Raw genomic sequence first — 20,170 nt, forward strand, 5'->3', positions numbered from 1 at the left:
GCCTTCTCAGCGGGCGGCGACTCCCGCTTCGGTGCGTTCGGCCACCACGCGCTCGCGCGCCAGCAGCCGGTCGCGCTGCTCCTCGAACTTGAGCACGTCCTTCTCCAGCTTGTCGATGAACAGGGCCAGCTCGTCGCGCGCGGCCTCGGCACGCGGGCCGAAATCGTCGCGCCCGAAGACATTCCACTGCTTGAGCACCGGGCGCACCACCTCGTCGAGGTGCTGGCGCAGGTCGTAGATGCCGTGCTTGGCCATCAGCACCCCGTTGCGCCGCCAGTTCGGCATGCCCGCGCCGGGCATCTGGAAGTTGGTGAGCACCTTGGTGATCGCGGGCATCGCCTGTTCGGGCACCAGGTCGATCGCCGCGCCACACAGGTTGCGGTAGAAGATCATGTGCAGGTTCTCGTCGGTGGCCACCCGCGCGAGCATGCGGTCGGCGACCGGGTCGTCGCAGACGCGGCCGGTGTTGCGGTGGCTGACCCGGGTGGCCAGCTCCTGGAACGTCACGTACGCGACATTCACCAGGAACCCACCCCAGTTGGCCGGGGCGTGCGCCCCCTGGGTCATGTGGATCATCCTGGCTTCCTCCAGCGCCACCGGGTCGACCCCGCGGGTGACGACCAGATAGTCCCGGATGACGATCCCGTGCCGGTTCTCCTCGGCAGTCCAGCGCCCCACCCAGGTTCCCCAGGCACCGTCCTGGGAGAAGTTCTCGGCGATCTCACGGTGGTAGGAGGGCAGGTTGTCCTCGGTGAGCAGGTTGGTGATCATGGCCGCTTTGGCGACGTCGGTGAGCCGGGATTGTCCCGGCTCCCAATCGTTTCCGCCCATGGCGGCGAAATTGCGGCCCTCGTCCCACGGGACGTAGTCGTGCGGATTCCAGTCCTTGGCGATGGACAGGTGCCGGTTCAGATTCTGTTCGGCCACTGGTTCGAGGGCCGTGAGGATTTCGAGCTGGGTCAGATCTTTGGTCACGCGTGCCTCCACTGTCGGTGTCGAGCAAGCAGATATGGGCAAAACCTGGCAGCTAGCGTGGAATCCACAGTATCGGTTCGGCCGTGGCTTCGAGAAATGCACCGTCACAGCGCGGTACTGTGCGTCCATGGGTTACCCGGAGGATGTCCTCGCGCCCGACGAGCAGCTGATCCTGCACCGTCACCCGCACTGGAAGATGCTGGTGTGGCCGATCATCACCCTCATCGTCGCGACCGCGCTCGCCGGCTTCCTCGGCGGGCTGGCCTGGCGCAACACCGAGGGCAGCGTGCGCACCGTGCTGCTGCTGCTGATCGGGCTGGCCTGGCTGGGCGTGCTCGCCTGGCGGGTGGTGGCGCGGGTGATCGCCTGGAAGTCGACGCATTTCATCGTCACCGGCAGGCGGGTGCTGGTGCGCCAGGGCATCATCACCCACACCGGCATCGACATCCCGCTCAGCCGCATCTCCAGCGTGCAGTTCCGGCACGGTGTGCTGGACCGGATGCTCGGCACCGGCACGCTGATCATCGGGTCCTCCTCGGAGGAGCCGCTGGAATACGACGACATCCCCCAGGTGCAGCAGGTGCATTCGCTGCTCTACCACCAGGTCTTCGAGGCCGACCGCTCGCACGGCGACCAGCATTGGGGCACCGGGTATCGGTGAGCTGTCCACCGGCCGGAGTCCAGACCACTTAACCTGGGCTCATGACCGCCGTACTGCTGGCCGAAGACGACGAGGCCATCGCCGCACCCCTGTCACGGGCGCTGGGGCGTGAGGGCTACACCGTCACCGTCGAACGGTTCGGTCCCGCCGTGCTGCGCCGAGCCCTCGAAGGCGACCACGACCTGCTCATCCTCGACCTCGGCCTGCCCGGCATGGACGGGCTGGAGGTGTGCAGGCAGGTCCGGGCCTCCGGGGCCGATCTGGCGGTGCTGATGCTCACCGCCCGCACCGACGAGGTCGATTTCGTGGTCGGCCTGGACGCGGGCGCCGACGACTACGTCGGCAAGCCGTTCCGCCTGGCCGAACTGCTGGCCCGGGTGCGAGCGCTGTTGCGGCGCAGCGGGATCGGCGACGACGCGGTGGAGGTCGGAGGGATCCGGCTGGAACCGGCCGCGCGCCGCGTGCTGGTCAACGGGGCCGAGGTGAACCTGGCCAACAAGGAGTACGAGCTGCTCAAGGTGCTCATCGACCGGGCCGGTCAGGTGGTGCCGCGCGAGACCATCCTGCGCGAGGTCTGGGGCGACGCCGATCTGCGCGGGTCCAAGACCCTCGACATGCACATGTCCTGGTTGCGCCGCAAGATCGGCGACGAGGGGCCGATGGCCGAACGCCGCATCGTCACCGTGCGCGGGGTCGGCTTCCGGCTCAACACCGACGCCCCCTCCGGCGCGAGGGGCTGACGGGCGGTGCGCCGCCGCATCCTGCGCTCGATCCTGACCGTGCTCACCATCACCACGGTCGTGCTCGGCGTCCCGCTCATCTACACCGCCTGGCTGTGGGTCGAGGACATCACCCGCAACGATCTGCAGAGCCGCCTCGAACGTGTCGCGTCCGAGGTGATCTCCCAGGAGGGCGGTGACGGCACCGTCCAGGACGGTCTGGACGTGCGCGCGATGGCCGCGCTGGTGCCCGAGGGCGGCAAACTCACCATCGTCTACCCGGCGCCGCACGACAACGCGGCGCGCACCGATATCGGCGTCGGCTACGTCGAGGACCCGCTGGTGGAATCGCTGTCGATGGGCACCTCCGGTTCGCTGCGGCTCGAGGTGCCCGCCGGGCCCATGCATTCACGCCAGGAACAGGCCGTGGCCGCCGTGGCGCTGGCGGTGCTGGCCTCGCTCGGCGCCGCCTTCTCGGTCGCGGTGGTCACCGCGCGCCGGGTGGCCGACCCGCTGCGCGATGTGGCCGCCCGCGCCGCCCGGCTGGCCATGGGCGATTTCCGCCCCGACCCGCGCCGCCACGGCATCGCCGAACTGGACCGGGTCTCCGACGTGCTCGACTCGGCCACCGTCGAGATCGCGGGCCGCCTGCAACGCGAGCACGCGCTGGTCGCCGACGTCTCCCATCAGCTGCGCAGCCGCCTGACCGCGGTGCGCCTGCGCCTGGACGAGCTGTCCACGCACGCCGACCCCGAGGTGGTGCACGAGGCCGAGGAGGCGATGGCCCAGGTCGACCGGCTCACCGACGCCATCGACGAACTGGTCCGCGCCTCCCGCGACGAGGACGCCGCCGACCGCGACCCGGTCCCGGTGATGGCCGAACTGCGCGGGGTGGTCGCCGAATGGGCCCACCCGTTCACCGAGGAGGGCCGCGAGCTGCGCCTGACCGGCGACGAGTCGCTGCGCGCCCCGATCACCGGTTCCCGCCTGCGCGAGGCCGTCGCGGTGCTGGTCGACAACGCTCTGATGCACGGCGGTGGCACCTGCACGGTCTCGGTGCGCACGGTCCCGACCATGAGCTCGCGCGACCCGCTGATCTGCGTGGAGGTGGCCGACGAGGGCGAGGGCATCCGCGACGAGCTCGCCCCGCACGTCTTCGACCGCGGTTTCTCGGCGGGCGGCTCGACCGGTGTGGGGCTCGCGCTGGCCCGCGCCCTGGTGGAGGCCGACGGCGGGCGTCTGGAACTGCAGCGGCGCCGTCCGGCGCTGTTCGCGGTGTTCCTGGGGTCGAAGGTCAACCGGTCGCCCAACGCGACCCTGACCGAGCCGCGTTAGCCGCGCCCGAGGGGTTCGGGTTCTTCTTCGATGAGGTCTTCGAACTCGGCGACGATCTCGTTCATCTCGTCGGGGAAGACCCACCGGCGCATGGCCCAGAACCGGAACGCCATCTGCAGGAAATTGCCGATCACGAACGCGCTGACGAAGTCGGCGATGTTCTCGGTCAGGAAGCTCACGTTCGGCTGGCGCAGATCGAGCATGTAACTCGAGATCCACAGCGGGATATTGCTCAGCACCACGCCGATGCCGCTGACCCCGAAGAACAGCAGCGCCTCGTGATGCTTCTCGCGGCCGCCGCGATTCTTGAACGACCATTCCCGGTTCAGGATGTAGGACGCGATCACCGCGACCACCCCGGAGATGATCTTGGCGGTGACCGGCTTCTCGGCCAGAACGGTCCATTTCAGGAGGTAGAACAGGCCGCTGTCGATCACGAACGTGGTCGCTCCGACGATGGCGAACTTGATCAGCTCACGGTGCCGGTACGCGGATTCGCGTAGGCGCGGGGGAAGGACGCTGACCACGTCGTCGACGATTGACACGAGTTCCGAGTGTACCGGTCGCAAAGATTCGCTTTCGACATGACAACATTGCACGACGTGAGTGCACGTTCGTTCGATCCGTCTGCCATGCCCACCGTCACCATGGTCGGTGGTGGCCAGCTCGCGCGCATGACGCACCAGGCCGCGGTCGCCCTCGGCCAGCGTCTGCGGGTGCTGGCGACCACGCCCGGTGACCCCGCGGCGCAGGTCACCCCCGATGTCGTCTTCGGCAGCCACGACGACCTGGAAGCGCTACGCGCGGCCGCGGTCGGCTCGCACGCGCTGACCTTCGACCACGAACACGTGCCGACCGAGCACCTGGACGTGCTGGTCGCCGAGGGGGTGAACGTCGCCCCGCCGCCGCAGGCGCTGATCTTCGCCCAGGACAAGCTGGCCATGCGCACCAAGCTGTCGGCACTGGGCCTGCCGGTGCCCGCGTTCACCGAGGTCACCGCGCCCGCCGACGCCATCGCCTTCGGTGACGAGCACGGCTGGCCGTTCGTCCTCAAGGCCGTGCGCGGCGGCTACGACGGCCGTGGCGTGTGGATGCCCGCCGACGCCGCCGAGACCGAGCGGCTGGTCACCGAGCAGCTCGCGCACGGCGTGCAGCTGCTGGCCGAGGCCAAGGTCGACCTGAAGCGCGAGCTGTCGGCCATGGTGGCCCGCTCGCCGTTCGGGCAGGCCGCCACCTGGCCGGTGGTGGAGACCGTGCAGCGCAACGGCCAGTGCGCCGTGGTGATCGCCCCCGCCCCCGACCTGCCCGAGGACCTCGGTGCCCGCGCCGAGACCATGGCGCTCGAGCTGGCCGCCGGACTCGGTGTGGTCGGCGTGATGGCCGTGGAGCTGTTCGAGACCCACGACGGCGAGATCCTGGTCAACGAGCTGGCCATGCGCCCGCACAACTCCGGCCACTGGGGCATGGACGGCGCCTGCACCGGCCAGTTCGAACAGCACCTGCGCGCGGTCCTGGACTACCCGCTCGGCGACACCACCCCGCTGGCCCCCGTGACCGTCATGGCCAACATCCTCGGTGCCGCCCAGGCCCCCGAGATGTCCATGGACGAGCGCCTGCACCACCTCTACGCCCGCCTGCCCGAGGCCAAGGTCCACCTCTACGGCAAGGGCGAGCGCCCCGACCGCAAGATCGGGCACATCAACATCCTCGGCAACGATGTCGCTCAGGTCCGCGAGAAGGCCGAGCGCGCCGCGCACTGGATGTCGCACGCCGTCTGGACCGACGGCTGGGACCCGCACGGCGAGTAACCGCCGCCGCCACTTTCGAGAGGAAACGATTCAGTGAGCACCAACGGTCCCCAGGTCGGCCTGATCATGGGCAGCGACTCCGACTGGCCCACGATGGAGGCCGCCGCCGAGGCACTGGCCGAGTTCGGCATCCGCTTCGAGGTCGGTGTCGTCTCCGCGCACCGCACCCCCCAGCGCATGCTCGACTACGCCCGCGAGGCCGCCGACCGCGGCCTCCAGGTGATCATCGCCGGCGCGGGCGGCGCCGCCCACCTCCCCGGCATGGTCGCCTCCGCCACCCCCCTGCCCGTCATCGGCGTCCCCGTCCCCCTGAAATACCTCGACGGCATGGACTCCCTCCTGTCCATCGTCCAGATGCCCGCGGGCGTCCCGGTAGCCACCGTCTCCATCGGCGGCGCCCGCAACGCCGGCCTCCTGGCCGTCCGCATCCTCGCCGCCCACGACCCCTCCCTGCGCACCCGCATGGAACAGTTCCAGTCCGGCCTCGAACAAATGGTCCTCGCCAAAGACGAAGCCCTCCGCACCAAGCTCCTGGGCTGACACCACCGCGCGCTCACCGCTACCGAACCGGCGAGCGCGCGCGGCGACTCGGGAGCTCGCCTGATCGAATCGGTTCGCGGGGCGATGGCTAACGTTGTCGCTCGTGGCACACGACGATGCGGCGCAGTTCAGGCTCACGGTGGTGGATCAGGCGTTGCGGTTGTTCGCCGAGCGGGGGTACGAGGCGACGGCGGTGGACGAGATCGCGGTGGCGGCGGGGATCTCGCGGCGGACGTTCTTCCGGCAGTTCCGGTCCAAGGAGGACGTGATCTTCGCCGATCACGAATTCCAGCTGGCGACCGCGCAGGAGTTCCTCGAAAGCGCGGTCGGTGATCCGTGGGACGCGGTGTGCGAGGCCGTCATCGGGGTGTTCGAGCGGTTCACCCAGTGGCGTGACATCGCCGCGCGCCGGTATCAGGTGGTGCGCCGGGTGCCCGCGCTGCGCGAGCGCGAGATCGTGACGGTGTTCCGCTACGAGCGCCTGTTCACCGAGTTCCTGCGTGAGCGCCTGCCGGAGGTGCCGGATCTGGTGCGGGTGCAGTTCACCGCCGCGGTGACCGCCACCCACAACTATCTGCTGCGCCGGATGGTGCGCGGCGAGCCGGGCGCCGAGGTGGCCGACCTGCGCGCCGAGCTCGCCGCCATCCCGCGCGGCCGACGGGCGGTGCCGGGCCCCGAGGAGCTGGTCCTCGCGGTGTTCCCGCGCGACATGCCGCCGCGTCAGGTCGCCGACCTGCTCACCACCCGGCTCGGTAATCTGTGAGCGCGCCCACGCCGTAGCGGCCCGTATGCGGCACTGAGTGCCACCGGTATATGCCCATGTAGTTACCGAGTGCCGCGCGTATAATCCTCGGTGGACTGGCACTCAGTGCCGACGAACACGCGCTGTCGACCACAGCGATCACCACCACGACCAGGAGTGTGCCCGATGGCGGGAAACCCCGACTTCAACCTGTTCCAGCTCGAGGACTTCCACGATGAGCTCCGCGGTGCCATCCGTGGCCTGTCCGAGAAGGAGATCGCCCCCTACGCCAAGGACGTCGACGGCAACGCCCGCTTCCCCGAGGAGGCGCTGACCGCCCTCAACGCCGCCGGCTTCAACGCCGTGCACGTGCCCGAGGCCTACGGCGGCCAGGGCGCCGACTCGGTCGCCACCTGCATCGTGATCGAGGAAGTCGCCCGCGTCTGCGGTTCGTCGTCGCTGATCCCGGCCGTGAACAAGCTGGGCACCATGGGCCTGATCCTCAACGGCTCCGAGGAGCTGAAGCAGCAGGTCCTCGGCGACCTGGTCGAGGGCAAGATGGCCTCGTACTGTCTGTCCGAGCGTGAGGCCGGCTCCGACGCCGCCTCCATGCGCACCCGCGCCAAGGCCGACGGCGACGGCTGGATCCTCAACGGCTCCAAGTGCTGGATCACCAACGGTGGCAAGTCCGAGTGGTACACCGTGATGGCCGTGACCGACCCGGAGAAGGGCGCCAACGGCATCTCCGCGTTCATGGTCCACAAGGACGACGAGGGCTTCGTGGTCGGCCCGCTCGAGCACAAGCTGGGCATCAAGGGTTCGCCCACCGCCGAGCTGTACTTCGAGAACTGCCGCATCCCCGGCGACCGCATCATCGGCGAGCCCGGCACCGGCTTCAAGACCGCGCTGCAGACCCTCGACCACACCCGCCCGACCATCGGCGCGCAGGCCGTCGGCCTGGCCCAGGGTGCCCTCGACGCCGCGATCGCCTACACCAAGGACCGCAAGCAGTTCGGCAAGGCCATCGCCGACTTCCAGAACACCCAGTTCATGCTGGCCGACATGGCGATGAAGGTCGAGGCCGCCCGCCTCATGGTCTACACCTCCGCGGCCCGCGCCGAGCGCGGCGAGAAGAACCTCGGCTTCATCTCCGCCGCCGCCAAGTGCTTCGCCTCCGACGTGGCCATGGAAGTCACCACCAACGCCGTCCAGCTCTTCGGCGGCGCCGGCTACACCACCGACTTCCCCGTCGAGCGCATGATGCGCGACGCCAAGATCACCCAGATCTACGAGGGCACCAACCAGATCCAGCGCCTGGTCATGTCCCGCCAGATCCTGCGCTGATTCCGGCACCGGCCGGGTGTTCCCGCCCTACAGAGGGCAAGGACCACCCGGCCGATCGCCTTTCACGGCGAAGGGCTCGGACGTGAAGCACGGTGTGATCCTCTGCGGCGCAACGGATATAGGGAAAGACACGGTCACCACCGCGCTCACGGAGCGCGACGCCCGATATCGGTTTCACCTGATCGGAAGCCCGGGCCCGTGTGACATCGACCGTCAGGGCCTGTCCGAGTTGCTCGCCGACGGCTTCGTTCCAGTTGTTCACGTCGACCAGCCGGGTGCGGTCGACGCGGTGAAGGGTCTGGTGGGCGAAGTCCGGTGGACGGTGGTGCTGCTGGTTGCCGACCTTGCTTCTGCTCGGGCACGGGCCATCGGTCACGGCACAGCTGACGGGCCTGCCGCCTGCGAGGCGACGCCTGCTGTCGTCTTCACGGCGACGCTCGCCACCGCTCACCTGACACCCGGCGAGACGGCTGGATACATCGACACCGCAGTTCGTATGCGCGAGAGACTTTTCGGAGCAGCGGGCTGAAATCCCTTGGACTCCCGGCGGCTCCCGCATCTCGCGGTCACCGCTGATCCGGAGACGGTACGGGCGGCGGTGCGGGAGATGATCGGGTTCGTCCTCGACGGAGAGTCCGCTGTCACGTTGCAGTGGCAACCCGCCGGGGACGGGTGGTCCGCGACCGTCGAGGTCGGCTGCGGGTCGGGTGGACCGCCGGTGGATTCACCGACCCGCTGAGCGGCCTCAGGCCACCAGTTCGGCGTATTCGCGGTGTTCGGCGATGTATTTCTCCACGTACCAGCAGGTCGGGATGACCTGGTAGCCGGCGGCGCGGGAGTCGTCGAGGCCGAATTTCACCACGTCGGCGGCGACGCCGCGGCCCCGGAATTCGGGGAAGGTCATGGTGTGGTGGAAGTCGCGGACCTTGGTGTCCTCGCGTTCGGCGTAGTCGGCGTAGCCGGCGAGGACGTCGTCGAGGTAGATCTCGAAGCGGGTGTCGGCGACGTTGTGTTCGAGCCTGGTGGTCATACCGGATGCTAACCCGCGGTCGCCGCGCGATGTTCCTACAGGATCGCGCCCGGGTTGAGGATGCCCTCGGGGTCGAGGGCGTGCTTGATGCGGCGCGTCAGCTCCATCACCTCGGGTCCCACCTGGTCGGGCAGCCAGCCTTTCTTGAGGCGGCCGACGCCGTGTTCGCCGGTGATGGTGCCGCCCAGGCTGATGGCCAGGTCCATGATCTCGCCGAAGGCACGGTGGGCGCGGGCGGTGTTGTCGGGGTCGGTGGGGTCGTGCACGATCAGCGGGTGGGTGTTGCCGTCGCCCGCGTGCGCGATCACCGAGACCAGCACGTCGTTGCGTTCGCTGATGGTGGTGATGCCGGTGATCAGCTCGCCGAGCCGGGGCAACGGCACGCCGACGTCCTCGAGCAGCAGCGGGCCGATGCGCTCCACCGCCGGGATCGCGAAACGCCGTGCGGCGGTGAAGGCTTCGCCTTCGGTGGGGTCCTCGGTGTGGAAAACCTCGGTGGCTCCGGCCTTTTCGCACAGCGTCACCATCACTTGTGCTTCGTGCCCGGCGAATTCGCCCGGCGCGTCGGAGCGGGCGACCAGCAGCGCGGCCGCGGTGCGGTCCAGGCCCATGCGCATCTCGTCCTCGACGGCGTTGATGGCCACGGTGTCCATGAATTCGAGCATGGCGGGGCGCAGGGTCGAGGTGATGGCCAGGATGGCGTCGGTGGCGGCGGTGAGGGAGCCGAAGCTCGCGACGACGGTGGCCTGCGGTGGCTGGGCGGGTAGCAGGCGCAGGGTGAGTTCGGTGATCACGCCGAGGGTGCCCTCGCTGCCGACGAACAGCTTGGTCAGCGACAGGCCCGCCGAATCCTTCAGGCGCGGCCCGCCCAGGCGCACCGGTGTGCCGTCGGCCAGCACCACTTCCATGCCGAGCACGTAGTCGGTGGTGACGCCGTATTTCACACAGCACAGCCCGCCCGCGTTGGTGGCCGCGTTGCCGCCGATCGAGCACATCTCGAACGAGGACGGGTCCGGCGGGTACCACAGGCCCTCCGCGGCCACGGCCCGCTTCACCTCGGCGTTGAGCAGCCCCGGCTGCACCACGGCGGTGCGCGTCACCGGGTCGACGCTGATCTCGCGCATCAGTTCGGTGCTGAGCACGATCCCGCCGTCCACCGCCGTGGCCCCGCCGGACAGGCCCGAGCCCGCCCCGCGCGGCACCACCGGCACCCGGTGTTCGTGCGCCCAGCGCAGCGTGGCGGCCACGTCGTCGGTGCCGCGCGCCCGCACCACGGCCAGCGGCGTCCCCGCGTCGGGGTCGCGCGCCCAGTCCTGCCGATACCCCGCCAGCACATCCGGGTCGATCACCACCGCCCCCGCGGAGAGGGAATCGGCCAGTGCGCCCAAGTTCGCGTCCACCCTCCAACGCTAACCGCCGCGGCGCCGCCGGTCCGGCGATCACCGAGACCCGCCGCGTGCTGATCACCTGACCAGATGTGATGTAGGCCGGAACAAGACCCGGCGGACATCGTTGTGATTCGGCGCGCCCGGTTGGTGTTTACGCCGTCCGAGCGTTCACAATGCTTTTCGACGGGTGTGGCGGCGGGAGGGTTGCCGGTCGCACCTCGTGTTCGCGTTCTGCTCCACGGTGCGCCGGTGCGCATTGATCACGCGGTGCCCTTGTGCCGCACCGTTTTTCGCAGGGAGGACCGGGATGATGCAGGAATCGCAGGACCGTAGCGAGCTCGTCGGCGCCCTGCTGGCGGCCGAGTACGCCGACGCCGGGATCGATGTCGAGGCCATGCGCGGCGTGCGCGCCGGTGACCACGCCGAATGGCTGGCAGCGCTGGAGGCCACCGGCCTGTTCGGTCACACCGCGCTGAGCGAGATCGCCGCCGCCTGGCTGCGCGATCCCCGGCTGCTGCGCGACGCCCTGCTGGCCGAGGCCGACGAATTCACCCGCCGCCGCTGCCTGGCGGCCTGGTCGGCGCTCGACGCCCGTCCGGCGGCTGTCGTCGGCTGACGCCGGGGCGGCGCGTTTGCCGTCCGCTCATCTGCGCGACACCTGCCGCTGGCAGGGTGGCCGCGTGGAGCAGCTCACGGACTCGGTGGCCGATCGTTTCAGCCGCTGGTGCGCGGCCGTGGTCGACCGGTTGCCGTGGGGCCTGGCCCGCTACGTCCCCGCCACCTTCCTCGGCTTCGCCCTGATCAACAGCTTCACCTTCGGCGTCGATCTCGTGCTGCTCACGGTCCTGCACGGCGTGGCGGGCCTGCCGATCTGGCTGTCGATCACCCTCGCCTATATCGCCGCGTTCGGCCTGAGCTTCCTGCTCAACCGCACCTTCAACTTCCACTCGCACGCCCCGGTGGGCAGACAGGCCGCGGTGTACGCGGTGGTGGTACTGGTGAACTACCTGGCCTTCATCCTCGGCGTCGGCTCCGGCCTCACCGCCCTCGGCCTCGAATACCACCTGGCCCGGCTCGCGGCCGGCGCCTGCGAAGGCGTCTATATGTACTGCGCCCTGCGCTGGATCGTCTTCCGCGGCGCGCCCGCCCTGAGCGCGGTGTGACGCGTGCTCAGGGGCGGGTGCCGCGGAGCAGCTCGGTGTGGTCTCCGTCGACGAGGACTACGTCGGCGTCGGTGAGTGCCCAGTGGGGGGTGCCCTCGGACTGGTATCTCGCCAGGAGTTTCGCGGATTCGCCGTCTGGGTCGGTGGGGGAGTCGAGGTGGACGACGAGGGGGCGGTCGATCAGGCCGAGGCCGTCCCAGCGGGGGGCGATGCCGGTGGTGGGCAGGACCTCGCCGGGGTCGTCCATCGTCTCCAGTCCGTGCAGGTCGGGGCCGAGCAGGCAGGCGCCCGCGCTGTAGCCGGCGTAGGCCAGGGCGTCTTCGGCCAGGAGGGCGGGCAGCACGGAATCGGCTCCGCTGCGGGCGAATTGGGCGCGCAGGACGAAGGTGTTGCCGCCGCGCACCCACACCAGCGGATAGGAGCGCAGGGTCTTCTCCAGTTGCGCGGGTTGCCCGGCGTAGTCGCGCAGATCCAGCACCTCGGGTGAATAGCCCAGGGCGGCAAGGGGTGTCGTGTCGCTGGTGACCGCCGAGGACCAGGCGGCGGGCCAGGCGTCGCAGGCGTTCGGGATCACCGCGACCCGGCCGGGCGGGCCCGCGAGGTCGGTGAGGCGGTCGGCGAAATCGCCGAATCGATAGGAGGACAGGAACAGTCGCATCAGATCGTGAAGGCCAGGTTGCGCACCAGGCGCGCGCCGAGGTCGGTGTCGCCGTCGATGGCGATCTCGCCCAGGTGCTCGTCGACGGTGATCCGGCCGCCGCGCAGGCGCGCGAACAGTCCCGAGTCCAGGCGGATCGTCGTGGTGGGTGTGCCCTCGATCGTGTCGAGCAGGACGCCGCGCCCGTCGACCACCGCCACGTGCACCTGCCTGGTCACCGGGCCGGTGAGATCCAGGGTGACCTGCGCGCCCTCCGGTGCCTTGGCGCCCTTGACCACCGCCCGGCCCAGGCCGAGGGTGAGTTCGGCGAAGGCCGTCTCCGCGCGGTCGCCGCCCTCGGGCACGGTGCGGCCGATGCCGTCGGCGAGGTCGAGTTCGTGCATCCAGCAGTCGAACAGCCGCACCCGCATGAAACGGCCGTAGGGCACCTGCCCGACCGGGGAGACCGTGGGCTCGGCCCAGGCTTCGTCGTCCTTGGCGACCAGCGCGGCGCGGCGCTGCTCGGTGACCTCGTCGAAGAGCGCGAGCAGCCGCTTGCCCGAGAGCGGGCGCAGCCGATCGACCCAGATCTCGTTGAGCACCGCCACCTCGTTGCGCACGTGCGGCAGCGTGCGCACATCGGTCTTGGGGCGCAGCGGGTCGTGCGGTGGCGGCGTGCGGCCGAGCAGCCACGATTCGGTGCCGATCACGTGCGCGACCACGTCGAAGATGGTCCAGCCGGGCAGCGGCGAGGGTCTGCGCCAGGCGTTCTCGTCGAGGTCGGCGACCAGGGCGGCGATGGCCTCCCACTGCTGGGCGAGCAGGTCGGTGAGGTGCTCGCGGTCGGGCGTGCGCTCGGTCATCCCTGGGTTCCTTCCGCCTGCTGCTCGGTGTCGAGCGCGGTGAGGCCGGCGCGGATGGCGGCGGCGGTCGAGTTCGGTTCGTGCGGGCGACGCAGCAGGAAGCCCTTGGCGAAGGCGAGCTTGTCGCCGTGGCGGCGCGGCACCACGTGCAGGTGGACGTGGCCGACGGTCTGGAAGGCCGCGGTGCCGTCGTTGAGGATGAGATTGGCGCCGTCGCTGGCCAGGCCGCCGCGGCGCAGCGCGCGGGCGAGCCGATGGCCGGTGCGGAACAGATCGGCGCCCGCGTCGGCGGGCAGATCGTCGAGTTCGGTGGCGTGCTGTTTGGGCACGATCAGGGTGTGTCCGCGGGTGATGGGGCGGATGTCGAGGAAGGCGCACACGGCGTCGTCCTCGTAGACTCGGGTGGCCGGCGCCGTCCCCGCGACGATCCGGCAGAAGACGCAGTCGTTCACGGACCCGACCCTACGGTGTGGTGTGGCCCGCGCAACACCCCGAGGCATGCCGGGGCATGACGCGCGTCACGTCCGCGGACCCCGATCCTGGCGTCTTGCTGGTCCGATTTGACCGATCATGTACTGGACACTCGTCCAACTATCCGCTGTGACAGGCATCTCCGCTAGGCTCACCGCCAGCCGAGTACAGTTGCGAGGATTTCAGCTGAACCTACTCGTAGGTAACATTCGGCTGATCCCGTTGTTCCCCGGCTCGAAGCCAGCACGAAAAGGAAGTCTGACTAGTGGAGACAACGCACAACGTGGGCGAGGAATCGCCGCGCGGAGCGCGTGTCGGAGTCGTTCGCGAGTCCGGCCCGGGTGAGCGGCGAGTCGCAGTGGTGCCCAAGATCATCCCCGCCCTGTCCAAGCAGGGCGTCGAGGTGGTCGTGGAAGCCGGTGCGGGCCTCGGCGCGCTCATTCCCGACGCGGCCTACGTAGAGGCAGGAGCGACCATCGGTGATCCGTGGTCCGCCGATGTCGTGGTCAAGGTGGCCCCGCCCAGCGATGCCGAGGTGGCCAAGCTGAGCTCCGGCCAGACGCTGATCGGTTTCCTCGCGCCGCGTAACGCCGACAATCAGATCGGCGCCCTGAAGGCCGCCGGTGTGCAGGCATTCGCCGTCGAGGCGATCCCGCGTATCTCGCGGGCCCAGGTGATGGACGCGCTGTCCTCCCAGGCCAACGTGGCCGGCTACAAGGCCGTGCTGCTCGCCGCCTCGGAGTCGACCCGCTTCTTCCCGATGCTCACCACCGCCGCGGGCACCGTGAAGCCGGCCACCGTGCTGGTGCTCGGTGTCGGTGTCGCCGGTCTGCAGGCGCTGGCCACGGCCAAGCGTCTCGGTGGCCGCACCACCGGCTACGACGTGCGGCCCGAGGTCGCCGACCAGGTGCGCTCCGTCGGCGCCCAGTGGCTCGACCTGGGCATCGACGCCGCCGGTGAGGGCGGCTACGCCCGCGAGCTCACCGACGAGGAGAAGGCCCAGCAGCAGAAGGCGCTCGAAGACGCCATCAAGGGTTTCGACGTGGTGATCACCACCGCGCTGGTGCCGGGTCGTCCCGCGCCGCGCCTGGTCACCGCCGCGGCCGTCGAGGGCATGAAGCCCGGCAGCGTGATCGTCGACCTGGCCGGCGAGACCGGCGGCAACTGCGAACTCACCGAGCCCGGCGAGATCGTGGTCAAGCACGAGGTCACCATCGCCTCGCCGCTGAACCTGCCCGCCACCATGCCCGAGCACGCCAGCGAGCTGTACTCCAAGAACATCTCGGCGCTGCTGGAACTGATGCTGGTCGACGGCAAGCTCGCGCCCGATTTCGAGGATCAGGTGCTGGCGGATTCCTGTGTCACACGTGAGGTGGAAGCCTGATGTACACCGAACTTCTGGCCAATATCGCGATCCTGGTTTTGTCCGGGTTCGTCGGGTTCGCGGTCATCTCCAAGGTTCCCAACACCCTGCACACCCCGCTGATGTCGGGCACCAACGCCATCCACGGCATCGTGGTGCTCGGCGCGCTGGTGACGCTGGGCAATGTCAAGGACCCGTCGCTGCTGGTGCAGGTGATCCTGTTCGTCGCCGTGGTGTTCGGAACCCTGAACGTCATCGGTGGCTTCGTGGTCACCGACCGCATGCTCGGCATGTTCAAGGGTAAGAAGAAGGCGGCCGAGTGATGCACGCAGTCGACAACATGACCTACCTGGTCAACGGCCTCTACATCGTGGCCTTCTCCATGTTCATCTACGGTCTGATGGGCCTGACCGGCCCGAAGACCGCCGTGCGCGGTAACCAGATCGCCGCCGTCGGTATGGCCCTGGCGGTCGTGGCGACGCTGATCTCCATCCGGCACGCGGAACTGCTGAACTGGATCCTGATCGGCGCCGGCCTGGTCGTCGGTGTGGCCCTGGGTGTTCCGCCCGCCGTGCGCACCAAGATGACCGAGATGCCGCAGCTGGTCGCCGCGTTCAACGGCGTCGGTGGTGGCACGGTCGCGCTCATCGCGTGGGCCGAGTTCATCGACAGCACGGGCTTCTCCCAGCTGCACGACGAGCCGAACATCCACATCATCATCGGCTCGCTGTTCGCCGCGGTGATCGGTTCGATCTCCTTCTGGGGCTCGATCATCGCCTTCGCCAAGCTGCAGGAGATCCTGTCCGGCAAGCCGATCGGCATCGGCAAGCTGCAGCAGCCGCTGAACCTGCTGCTGCTCGTCGGCGCGATCGTGTGCGCCGTGGTGATCGGCCTCGGCGCCGACAACGGTGGCGTCTCGCAGCTGTGGATGATCGCGCTGCTGGTGCTCGCCGGCATCCTCGGCCTGATGGTCGTGCTGCCCATCGGTGGCGCCGACATGCCGGTCGTCATCTCGCTGCTCAACGCCCTGACCGGTCTGTCGGCCGCGGCCGCGGGTCTGGCGCTGAACAACACCGCGATGATCGTCGCGGGCATGATCGTCGGCGCGTCCGGCACCATCCTCACCAACCTCATGGCCAAGGCCATGAACCGTTCCATCCCGGCCATCGTCGCCGGTGGTTTCGGTGGCGGTGGCGGTGCGGCCGCGAGCGGTGGCGGCGAGGCCAAGTCGGCCAAGGCCACCTCGGCCGCCGACGCCGCGATCCAGATGGCCTACGCCAACCAGGTCATCGTGGTGCCCGGTTACGGTATGGCCGTGGCCCAGGCCCAGCACGCGGTCAAGGAGATGGCCTCCCTGCTCGAGGGCAAGGGTGTCGAGGTCAAGTACGCGATCCACCCGGTCGCCGGTCGTATGCCCGGCCACATGAACGTGCTGCTGGCCGAGGCCGAGGTGTCCTACGACGCCATGAAGGAAATGGACGACATCAACGGCGAGTTCAACCGGACCGACGTGGTCCTGGTGATCGGCGCCAACGACGTCACCAACCCCGCGGCCCGCGAGGACAAGTCGAGCCCGATCTACGGCATGCCGGTCCTCAATGTCGACCAGGCCAAGAGCGTCATCGTGCTCAAGCGCTCGATGAACTCCGGCTTCGCCGGCATCGACAACCCGCTGTTCTACGCCGACCACACCTCCATGCTGTTCGGCGACGCCAAGAAGTCCGTCGGTGCGGTCACCGAGGAACTCAAGGCGCTGTAAGTTCGCACATCCCGAGAGGCCCTTACCGTTCACCACGAACGGTAAGGGCCTCTTGCGCTTCTCCTGGGCCGCTCCTATCATTGGCGCCAGTGACGTCACTGGCGCCAATGGCGCCATCTGTGGAGTGGGTGATCCATCATGGCCCGATTGACTGTTCGCGACCTACCCGATGACGTTCGTGACCGGTTGCGCTTGCGCGCGGCAGCGAACGGGCGCAGTACCGAGGCCGAGGTGCGGGCGATTCTGACCGATGCTGTCACTCCCGAACCGGACGAGAACATCAGGCTCGGTTCCCTCCTGGCCGAGATCGGCCGCGATTTCGAGCTCACCGACGACGAATACGACCTGATCAACGATCGTGACCGCGCACCTGCCGAGCCACTGGAGTTCGAGTAGTGATCGTCCTGGATACCAACGTCATCTCCGAAACCATGCGCAAAGTTCCCGACCCCCGGGTGATCGCGTGGCTGGACGCCACCCCTTTCCGCACGCTGTATCTCTCCACCATCACGGTCGCCGAGATCCGCTACGGCCTGGCCGCCATGCCGGACGGTGCTCGCCGGGAGCGGATGCGGGACCGCTTAGAGACCCGGATCATGCCGCTGTTCGCCGGCCGCGTGCTGCCCTTCGGTCTGGCCGACGCCGCGGCGTATGCCGACCTGATGGCTGCGGCCCGGGTCGCGGGTATCGCGATCGGGAGGTCCGACGGATATATCGCCGCCACGGCGAAAGCGGCCGGAATGTACGTGGCGACGCGTGATTCGGCGTTCCGGGCGACGGGCGTCACCGTCATCGATCCGTGGGCGTGACCCGGGGTCTGGGGCTGTAATCCGGTTCCGCACTTGTGATCTCGTCCTGCACACTGACGGCGTGCAGATCGATGAGCGTGATCGACCGTTTTCCGCGGGGCAGTTGGCGCGGGCGGGGTGTGTGGCAGCGTTGCGGGTGCGGATGGGTGCCGGGGACGAGTATGCGGGGTGGTATCTGGCGGTGGCGCTGAGGCGGGCCGGGCGGATCGACGAGTTGCGTGAGCGGATGGCCGCGGGGGATCGGTCCGCGCGGCGGCAGTACTCGGATTGGCTGGTTCGGCAGCGGCGGATACCTGAGGCCATCGAGGTGTTGCGGCCGCTGGCGGAGTCCGGGATCCGCGGTGCCCGGCGGCGGCTGGCCCGGCTGCTGGGTGGGCAGGGGCGCTACGCGGAGGCGGTGTCGGTGCTGGCGCAGGTTCCGCCACACTGGGACGACGTCTCTCGGGTGAGCGGCTGGTTGTGCTCCCACGGCCTGATCGAACCCGAACACACGCACGGCCGGCCGATCACTGTGCCCGCCGGGTACCTCGACGCGCTGCGTCGGAATACCGTGGCAGGGGACGCCGACGCGAGGCAGCAACTGTCGTGGATCGTGCTGCTGTGGTGGCGACGATCGCGGCTCGGCGATTCGATCGCCTTGCTGCGCGACATCGGGCCGAGCGACTGGCTGCACCAGCGTCTGGTGTGGACGTCGGACTCGTGGTACTTCGGAGAGTTCCGGTCCGAAGCCATCGATGCCCTGGCCATGCCCGAGGCCGCCGCGTACCACCGCACCCGGGCGGCACTGCTGATCCTGCAAGGCGAGCGCGACGCCGCGATCACCCAGCTACGGTCGCGTGCAGCCGACGGCGACGAGGACGCGCGGGCGGACCTCGCCAGGCTTCTCGCCGAGGAACGACCCCAGCGGGAGATCAGGTTCGTCTGCCACCCCACTCCGATCCATCTGACCGGGATGGCATTCAGCCCGGACGGGTCCTCGCTCGCCGCGTGGGGACCCGATGCCGGGTCACGGGACCGAGCAGTTGTGTGGGATGTCGCGTCGGGAGCTCAGCGCCGCGTGCAGAAGCTGTCCAGTCTGTGGCTCGACGGCGTGGATTTCCGGCCCGACGGAACACTGGATGAGCGGCCTGGTCAGCCTGCCTGGAGACACCGTTCGGTCACCGCACCCGACGACAGCGTTATCGCCGTCCATGCGCACGGGCGCCTACGGTTGCGCTCGATAATCACCGGGAAGATCATTCTCGAGATCCCCACGCCCCGCGGCACCGTGGTGATGGCGTTCAGCCCCGACAGCGCCGTGGTCGCCACCGGAGTCGGCGGGACGGGCGTCGACCTCTGGAACACCACCACCGGAGAGCTCCTCCGAACCATCGCCACCACCACCCACGTGCTGGCATTTCACCCCGACGGCACCATGCTCGCCACCGGCGACTCTTCCGAGGGCGCCATCCGGCTGTGGCGACTCGCCGAGCAGGCGCCGGAAAAGCAGATCACCCCGCCCGCCGGGAGTCGGCGGACGGGGTGAGGGGTGGCGGGTGAGTCAGAGGTCAGCCGCCGGGTGGCTTACTTGAAGCGCTGGGACAGCAGGTCCAGGAGGGACATGGCCTCGCGGTAGTCGGGGCGCTTGGCGGTGGCCGGGAGCTCGTAGAGCTGGCCCTTCTGGAAGGCGGGGAGCATGGCCAGGGCCGGGTCCTGCTTCAGCTGGGCGATGTCGCGGCCGCCGTCGAGCTTGATGACGAACAGCACGGGGGCGTCGACGACGGTGCTCAGCAGTTCGGGGCTGAAGGTCACCCAGTCACCGGCCTGGGCGCGCTCGGGGTTGCCCGCCTTGGCCTCGATCTTGTCGTCGATGGTGATGCCCACGTCGGTGAGCAGGTTGGCCAGCGGGGTCTTGGGGGCCAACAGGATCGGCTTCGCGTCCGCCTGGGACTGGTAGACCGCCGCGGCACCCTGCGGCAGCTTCAGCGCGGCCTTCACCTTGGCCACCTTGTCGGTGTAGGCGGTGATCATGCCGTCGACCTTGTCGGGCCGGTTGACATAGTTGGCGACCGACTTCAGCTGGTCCTGCCAGTTGGCCGCGTCCGAGGGCACCAGGGCGGTGGGGGCGACAGCGGCGAGCTTGTCGTAGTTCTTGATGGTCTGCTGACCGGGCCAGCCGGGTCCGCCACCGATGATGAGGTCGGGCTTCTGGGCGGCGATGAACTCCAGGTTCAGGTCGTCACCGGAGGGCACGGCCACGGTGCCCTGTTCCTTGGCGTCGGCGGCCCAGGCGGCCGGGAACTCGCCGGGCGCCAGGGTGACACCCAGGATGCGCGGATCCGCCGCGGTGACCTTGGCGTCGAGGTCGTAGAGGTACCCGGCGAGGGCGCCGTTGAGGACCACGATGCGCTGCGGGTCGGCCGGGACGGTGACCTGGCCCTTGGGGGTGTCCACCTGGCGGGTGCCGCCATCGGCGGCCTCATCGGAGGTGGAGCTGCTGCAGCCCACGGCCGTCGCGGTCACCGCGACGATCAGGAGTGCGACGGCGGCACGCATGCGTGCCGTCATTCGGTGCGCTGACATG

24 protein-coding genes are annotated in these 20,170 nt (G+C 69.2%); 16 read left to right on the plus strand and 8 right to left on the minus strand.

Annotated features, from left to right (window positions below; all coding sequences use genetic code 11):
- Positions 1 to 6: 6 nt before the first annotated feature.
- Positions 7 to 975, minus strand: coding sequence for an acyl-ACP desaturase (locus tag ACFC06_RS23305; RefSeq protein WP_375934831.1), 969 nt, complete (start codon positions 973 to 975; stop codon positions 7 to 9).
- 127 nt (positions 976 to 1,102) lie between these two features.
- Here ACFC06_RS23305 and ACFC06_RS23310 point away from each other — a divergent pair, with 127 nt between their 5' ends.
- From ACFC06_RS23310 to ACFC06_RS23320, 3 genes are read left to right on the plus strand one after another with little or no spacing between them, the layout of a single operon-like run.
- The gene (locus tag ACFC06_RS23310; protein WP_375934834.1) at positions 1,103 to 1,636 is read left to right on the plus strand and encodes a PH domain-containing protein; all 534 of its coding nucleotides are present in this window, start codon (positions 1,103 to 1,105) and stop codon (positions 1,634 to 1,636) included.
- A gap of 41 nt (positions 1,637 to 1,677) precedes the next feature.
- On the plus strand, positions 1,678 to 2,376 hold the full coding sequence (locus ACFC06_RS23315; protein ID WP_375934837.1) for a response regulator transcription factor: 699 nt from the start codon (positions 1,678 to 1,680) through the stop codon (positions 2,374 to 2,376).
- 6 nt (positions 2,377 to 2,382) lie between these two features.
- A complete protein-coding gene (locus ACFC06_RS23320) occupies positions 2,383 to 3,690 on the plus strand; it encodes a sensor histidine kinase (protein WP_375934840.1) in 1,308 nt (435 codons plus the stop codon).
- On the opposite strand, the gene ACFC06_RS23325 is transcribed toward ACFC06_RS23320, so the two are convergent.
- Positions 3,687 to 4,235 (minus strand): GtrA family protein, encoded by a 549-nt coding sequence (locus ACFC06_RS23325; protein WP_375934843.1) that lies wholly within the window; start codon positions 4,233 to 4,235, stop codon positions 3,687 to 3,689. The two genes, ACFC06_RS23320 and ACFC06_RS23325, sit on opposite strands and share 4 nt — an antisense overlap.
- A gap of 39 nt (positions 4,236 to 4,274) precedes the next feature.
- On the opposite strand from ACFC06_RS23325, the gene ACFC06_RS23330 reads away from it, so the two are divergent.
- From ACFC06_RS23330 to ACFC06_RS23350, 5 genes are all read left to right on the plus strand, one after another.
- The gene (locus ACFC06_RS23330) at positions 4,275 to 5,498 is read left to right on the plus strand and encodes a 5-(carboxyamino)imidazole ribonucleotide synthase (RefSeq protein ID WP_375934846.1); all 1,224 of its coding nucleotides are present in this window, start codon (positions 4,275 to 4,277) and stop codon (positions 5,496 to 5,498) included.
- A 33-nt stretch (positions 5,499 to 5,531) separates the two neighbouring features.
- Complete coding sequence (purE, locus tag ACFC06_RS23335; RefSeq protein WP_375934849.1) at positions 5,532 to 6,038, plus strand: 5-(carboxyamino)imidazole ribonucleotide mutase; 507 nt, start codon at positions 5,532 to 5,534, stop codon at positions 6,036 to 6,038.
- A 103-nt stretch (positions 6,039 to 6,141) separates the two neighbouring features.
- Positions 6,142 to 6,801, plus strand: a complete 660-nt coding sequence (locus ACFC06_RS23340) for a TetR family transcriptional regulator (protein WP_375934852.1) — start codon at positions 6,142 to 6,144, stop codon at positions 6,799 to 6,801.
- Positions 6,802 to 6,966: 165 nt separating this feature from the next.
- Positions 6,967 to 8,124 (plus strand): acyl-CoA dehydrogenase, encoded by a 1,158-nt coding sequence (locus tag ACFC06_RS23345; RefSeq protein ID WP_375934855.1) that lies wholly within the window; start codon positions 6,967 to 6,969, stop codon positions 8,122 to 8,124.
- Between the two features lie 82 nt (positions 8,125 to 8,206).
- A complete protein-coding gene (locus ACFC06_RS23350; protein WP_375934858.1) occupies positions 8,207 to 8,653 on the plus strand; it encodes a hypothetical protein in 447 nt (148 codons plus the stop codon).
- A gap of 216 nt (positions 8,654 to 8,869) precedes the next feature.
- Here the strand turns inward: ACFC06_RS23350 and ACFC06_RS23355 are convergent, their stop codons facing one another.
- Positions 8,870 to 9,154, minus strand: coding sequence for a GNAT family N-acetyltransferase (locus ACFC06_RS23355; protein WP_375934861.1), 285 nt, complete (start codon positions 9,152 to 9,154; stop codon positions 8,870 to 8,872).
- Positions 9,155 to 9,189: 35 nt separating this feature from the next.
- Positions 9,190 to 10,554, minus strand: a complete 1,365-nt coding sequence (locus ACFC06_RS23360) for an FAD-binding oxidoreductase (RefSeq protein ID WP_375934864.1) — start codon at positions 10,552 to 10,554, stop codon at positions 9,190 to 9,192.
- Between the two features lie 295 nt (positions 10,555 to 10,849).
- Between ACFC06_RS23360 and ACFC06_RS23365 the strand changes: the two genes are divergently transcribed.
- Both ACFC06_RS23365 and ACFC06_RS23370 read left to right on the plus strand, forming a co-directional pair.
- Positions 10,850 to 11,158: a hypothetical protein gene (locus tag ACFC06_RS23365; RefSeq protein WP_375934867.1), complete on the plus strand. Its 309-nt coding sequence runs from the start codon at positions 10,850 to 10,852 to the stop codon at positions 11,156 to 11,158.
- Positions 11,159 to 11,222: 64 nt separating this feature from the next.
- Positions 11,223 to 11,705 (plus strand): GtrA family protein, encoded by a 483-nt coding sequence (locus ACFC06_RS23370; protein ID WP_375934870.1) that lies wholly within the window; start codon positions 11,223 to 11,225, stop codon positions 11,703 to 11,705.
- Between the two features lie 7 nt (positions 11,706 to 11,712).
- Here the strand turns inward: ACFC06_RS23370 and ACFC06_RS23375 are convergent, their stop codons facing one another.
- Genes ACFC06_RS23375 through ACFC06_RS23385 form a run of 3 tightly spaced genes read right to left on the minus strand, consistent with a single transcriptional unit; the run spans position 11,713 to position 13,657 of the window.
- Positions 11,713 to 12,363 (minus strand): Type 1 glutamine amidotransferase-like domain-containing protein, encoded by a 651-nt coding sequence (locus ACFC06_RS23375; protein ID WP_375934873.1) that lies wholly within the window; start codon positions 12,361 to 12,363, stop codon positions 11,713 to 11,715.
- Positions 12,363 to 13,205: a maleylpyruvate isomerase N-terminal domain-containing protein gene (locus tag ACFC06_RS23380; RefSeq protein ID WP_375934876.1), complete on the minus strand. Its 843-nt coding sequence runs from the start codon at positions 13,203 to 13,205 to the stop codon at positions 12,363 to 12,365. The genes ACFC06_RS23375 and ACFC06_RS23380 overlap by 1 nt, the downstream gene beginning before the upstream one ends.
- On the minus strand, positions 13,202 to 13,657 hold the full coding sequence (locus tag ACFC06_RS23385) for an HIT family protein (protein ID WP_375934879.1): 456 nt from the start codon (positions 13,655 to 13,657) through the stop codon (positions 13,202 to 13,204). The genes ACFC06_RS23380 and ACFC06_RS23385 overlap by 4 nt, the downstream gene beginning before the upstream one ends.
- Positions 13,658 to 13,941: 284 nt before the next feature.
- Here ACFC06_RS23385 and ACFC06_RS23390 point away from each other — a divergent pair, with 284 nt between their 5' ends.
- The 6 genes from ACFC06_RS23390 to ACFC06_RS23415 all read left to right on the plus strand — a co-directional run bounded on the left by ACFC06_RS23390 (position 13,942) and on the right by ACFC06_RS23415 (position 19,132).
- Positions 13,942 to 15,060 (plus strand): Re/Si-specific NAD(P)(+) transhydrogenase subunit alpha, encoded by a 1,119-nt coding sequence (locus ACFC06_RS23390; RefSeq protein WP_375934882.1) that lies wholly within the window; start codon positions 13,942 to 13,944, stop codon positions 15,058 to 15,060.
- The gene (locus tag ACFC06_RS23395) at positions 15,060 to 15,362 is read left to right on the plus strand and encodes an NAD(P) transhydrogenase subunit alpha (RefSeq protein ID WP_056818017.1); all 303 of its coding nucleotides are present in this window, start codon (positions 15,060 to 15,062) and stop codon (positions 15,360 to 15,362) included. Before ACFC06_RS23390 ends, ACFC06_RS23395 begins: the two co-directional genes overlap by 1 nt.
- A 17-nt stretch (positions 15,363 to 15,379) precedes the next feature.
- Positions 15,380 to 16,798 carry an NAD(P)(+) transhydrogenase (Re/Si-specific) subunit beta gene (locus ACFC06_RS23400; RefSeq protein WP_375935728.1) on the plus strand — a complete coding sequence of 473 codons (1,419 nt, stop codon included), beginning with the start codon at positions 15,380 to 15,382 and terminating at the stop codon, positions 16,796 to 16,798.
- A gap of 147 nt (positions 16,799 to 16,945) precedes the next feature.
- Positions 16,946 to 17,194, plus strand: coding sequence for an Arc family DNA-binding protein (locus ACFC06_RS23405; protein ID WP_375934887.1), 249 nt, complete (start codon positions 16,946 to 16,948; stop codon positions 17,192 to 17,194).
- Positions 17,194 to 17,607, plus strand: coding sequence for a type II toxin-antitoxin system VapC family toxin (locus ACFC06_RS23410; RefSeq protein WP_375934889.1), 414 nt, complete (start codon positions 17,194 to 17,196; stop codon positions 17,605 to 17,607). The genes ACFC06_RS23405 and ACFC06_RS23410 overlap by 1 nt, the downstream gene beginning before the upstream one ends.
- 61 nt (positions 17,608 to 17,668) lie before the next feature.
- Entirely contained in the window at positions 17,669 to 19,132 is a 1,464-nt protein-coding gene (locus tag ACFC06_RS23415; RefSeq protein ID WP_375934892.1) for a WD40 repeat domain-containing protein, read from the plus strand.
- Positions 19,133 to 19,170: 38 nt separating this feature from the next.
- Here ACFC06_RS23415 and ACFC06_RS23420 read toward each other — a convergent pair whose 3' ends face one another.
- The gene (locus ACFC06_RS23420; protein WP_375934895.1) at positions 19,171 to 20,169 is read right to left on the minus strand and encodes an ABC transporter substrate-binding protein; all 999 of its coding nucleotides are present in this window, start codon (positions 20,167 to 20,169) and stop codon (positions 19,171 to 19,173) included.
- Position 20,170 lies beyond the last annotated feature (1 nt).

This window comes from Nocardia sp. NPDC056064, from assembly GCF_042266925.1.
GTDB lineage: Bacteria > Actinomycetota > Actinomycetes > Mycobacteriales > Mycobacteriaceae > Nocardia.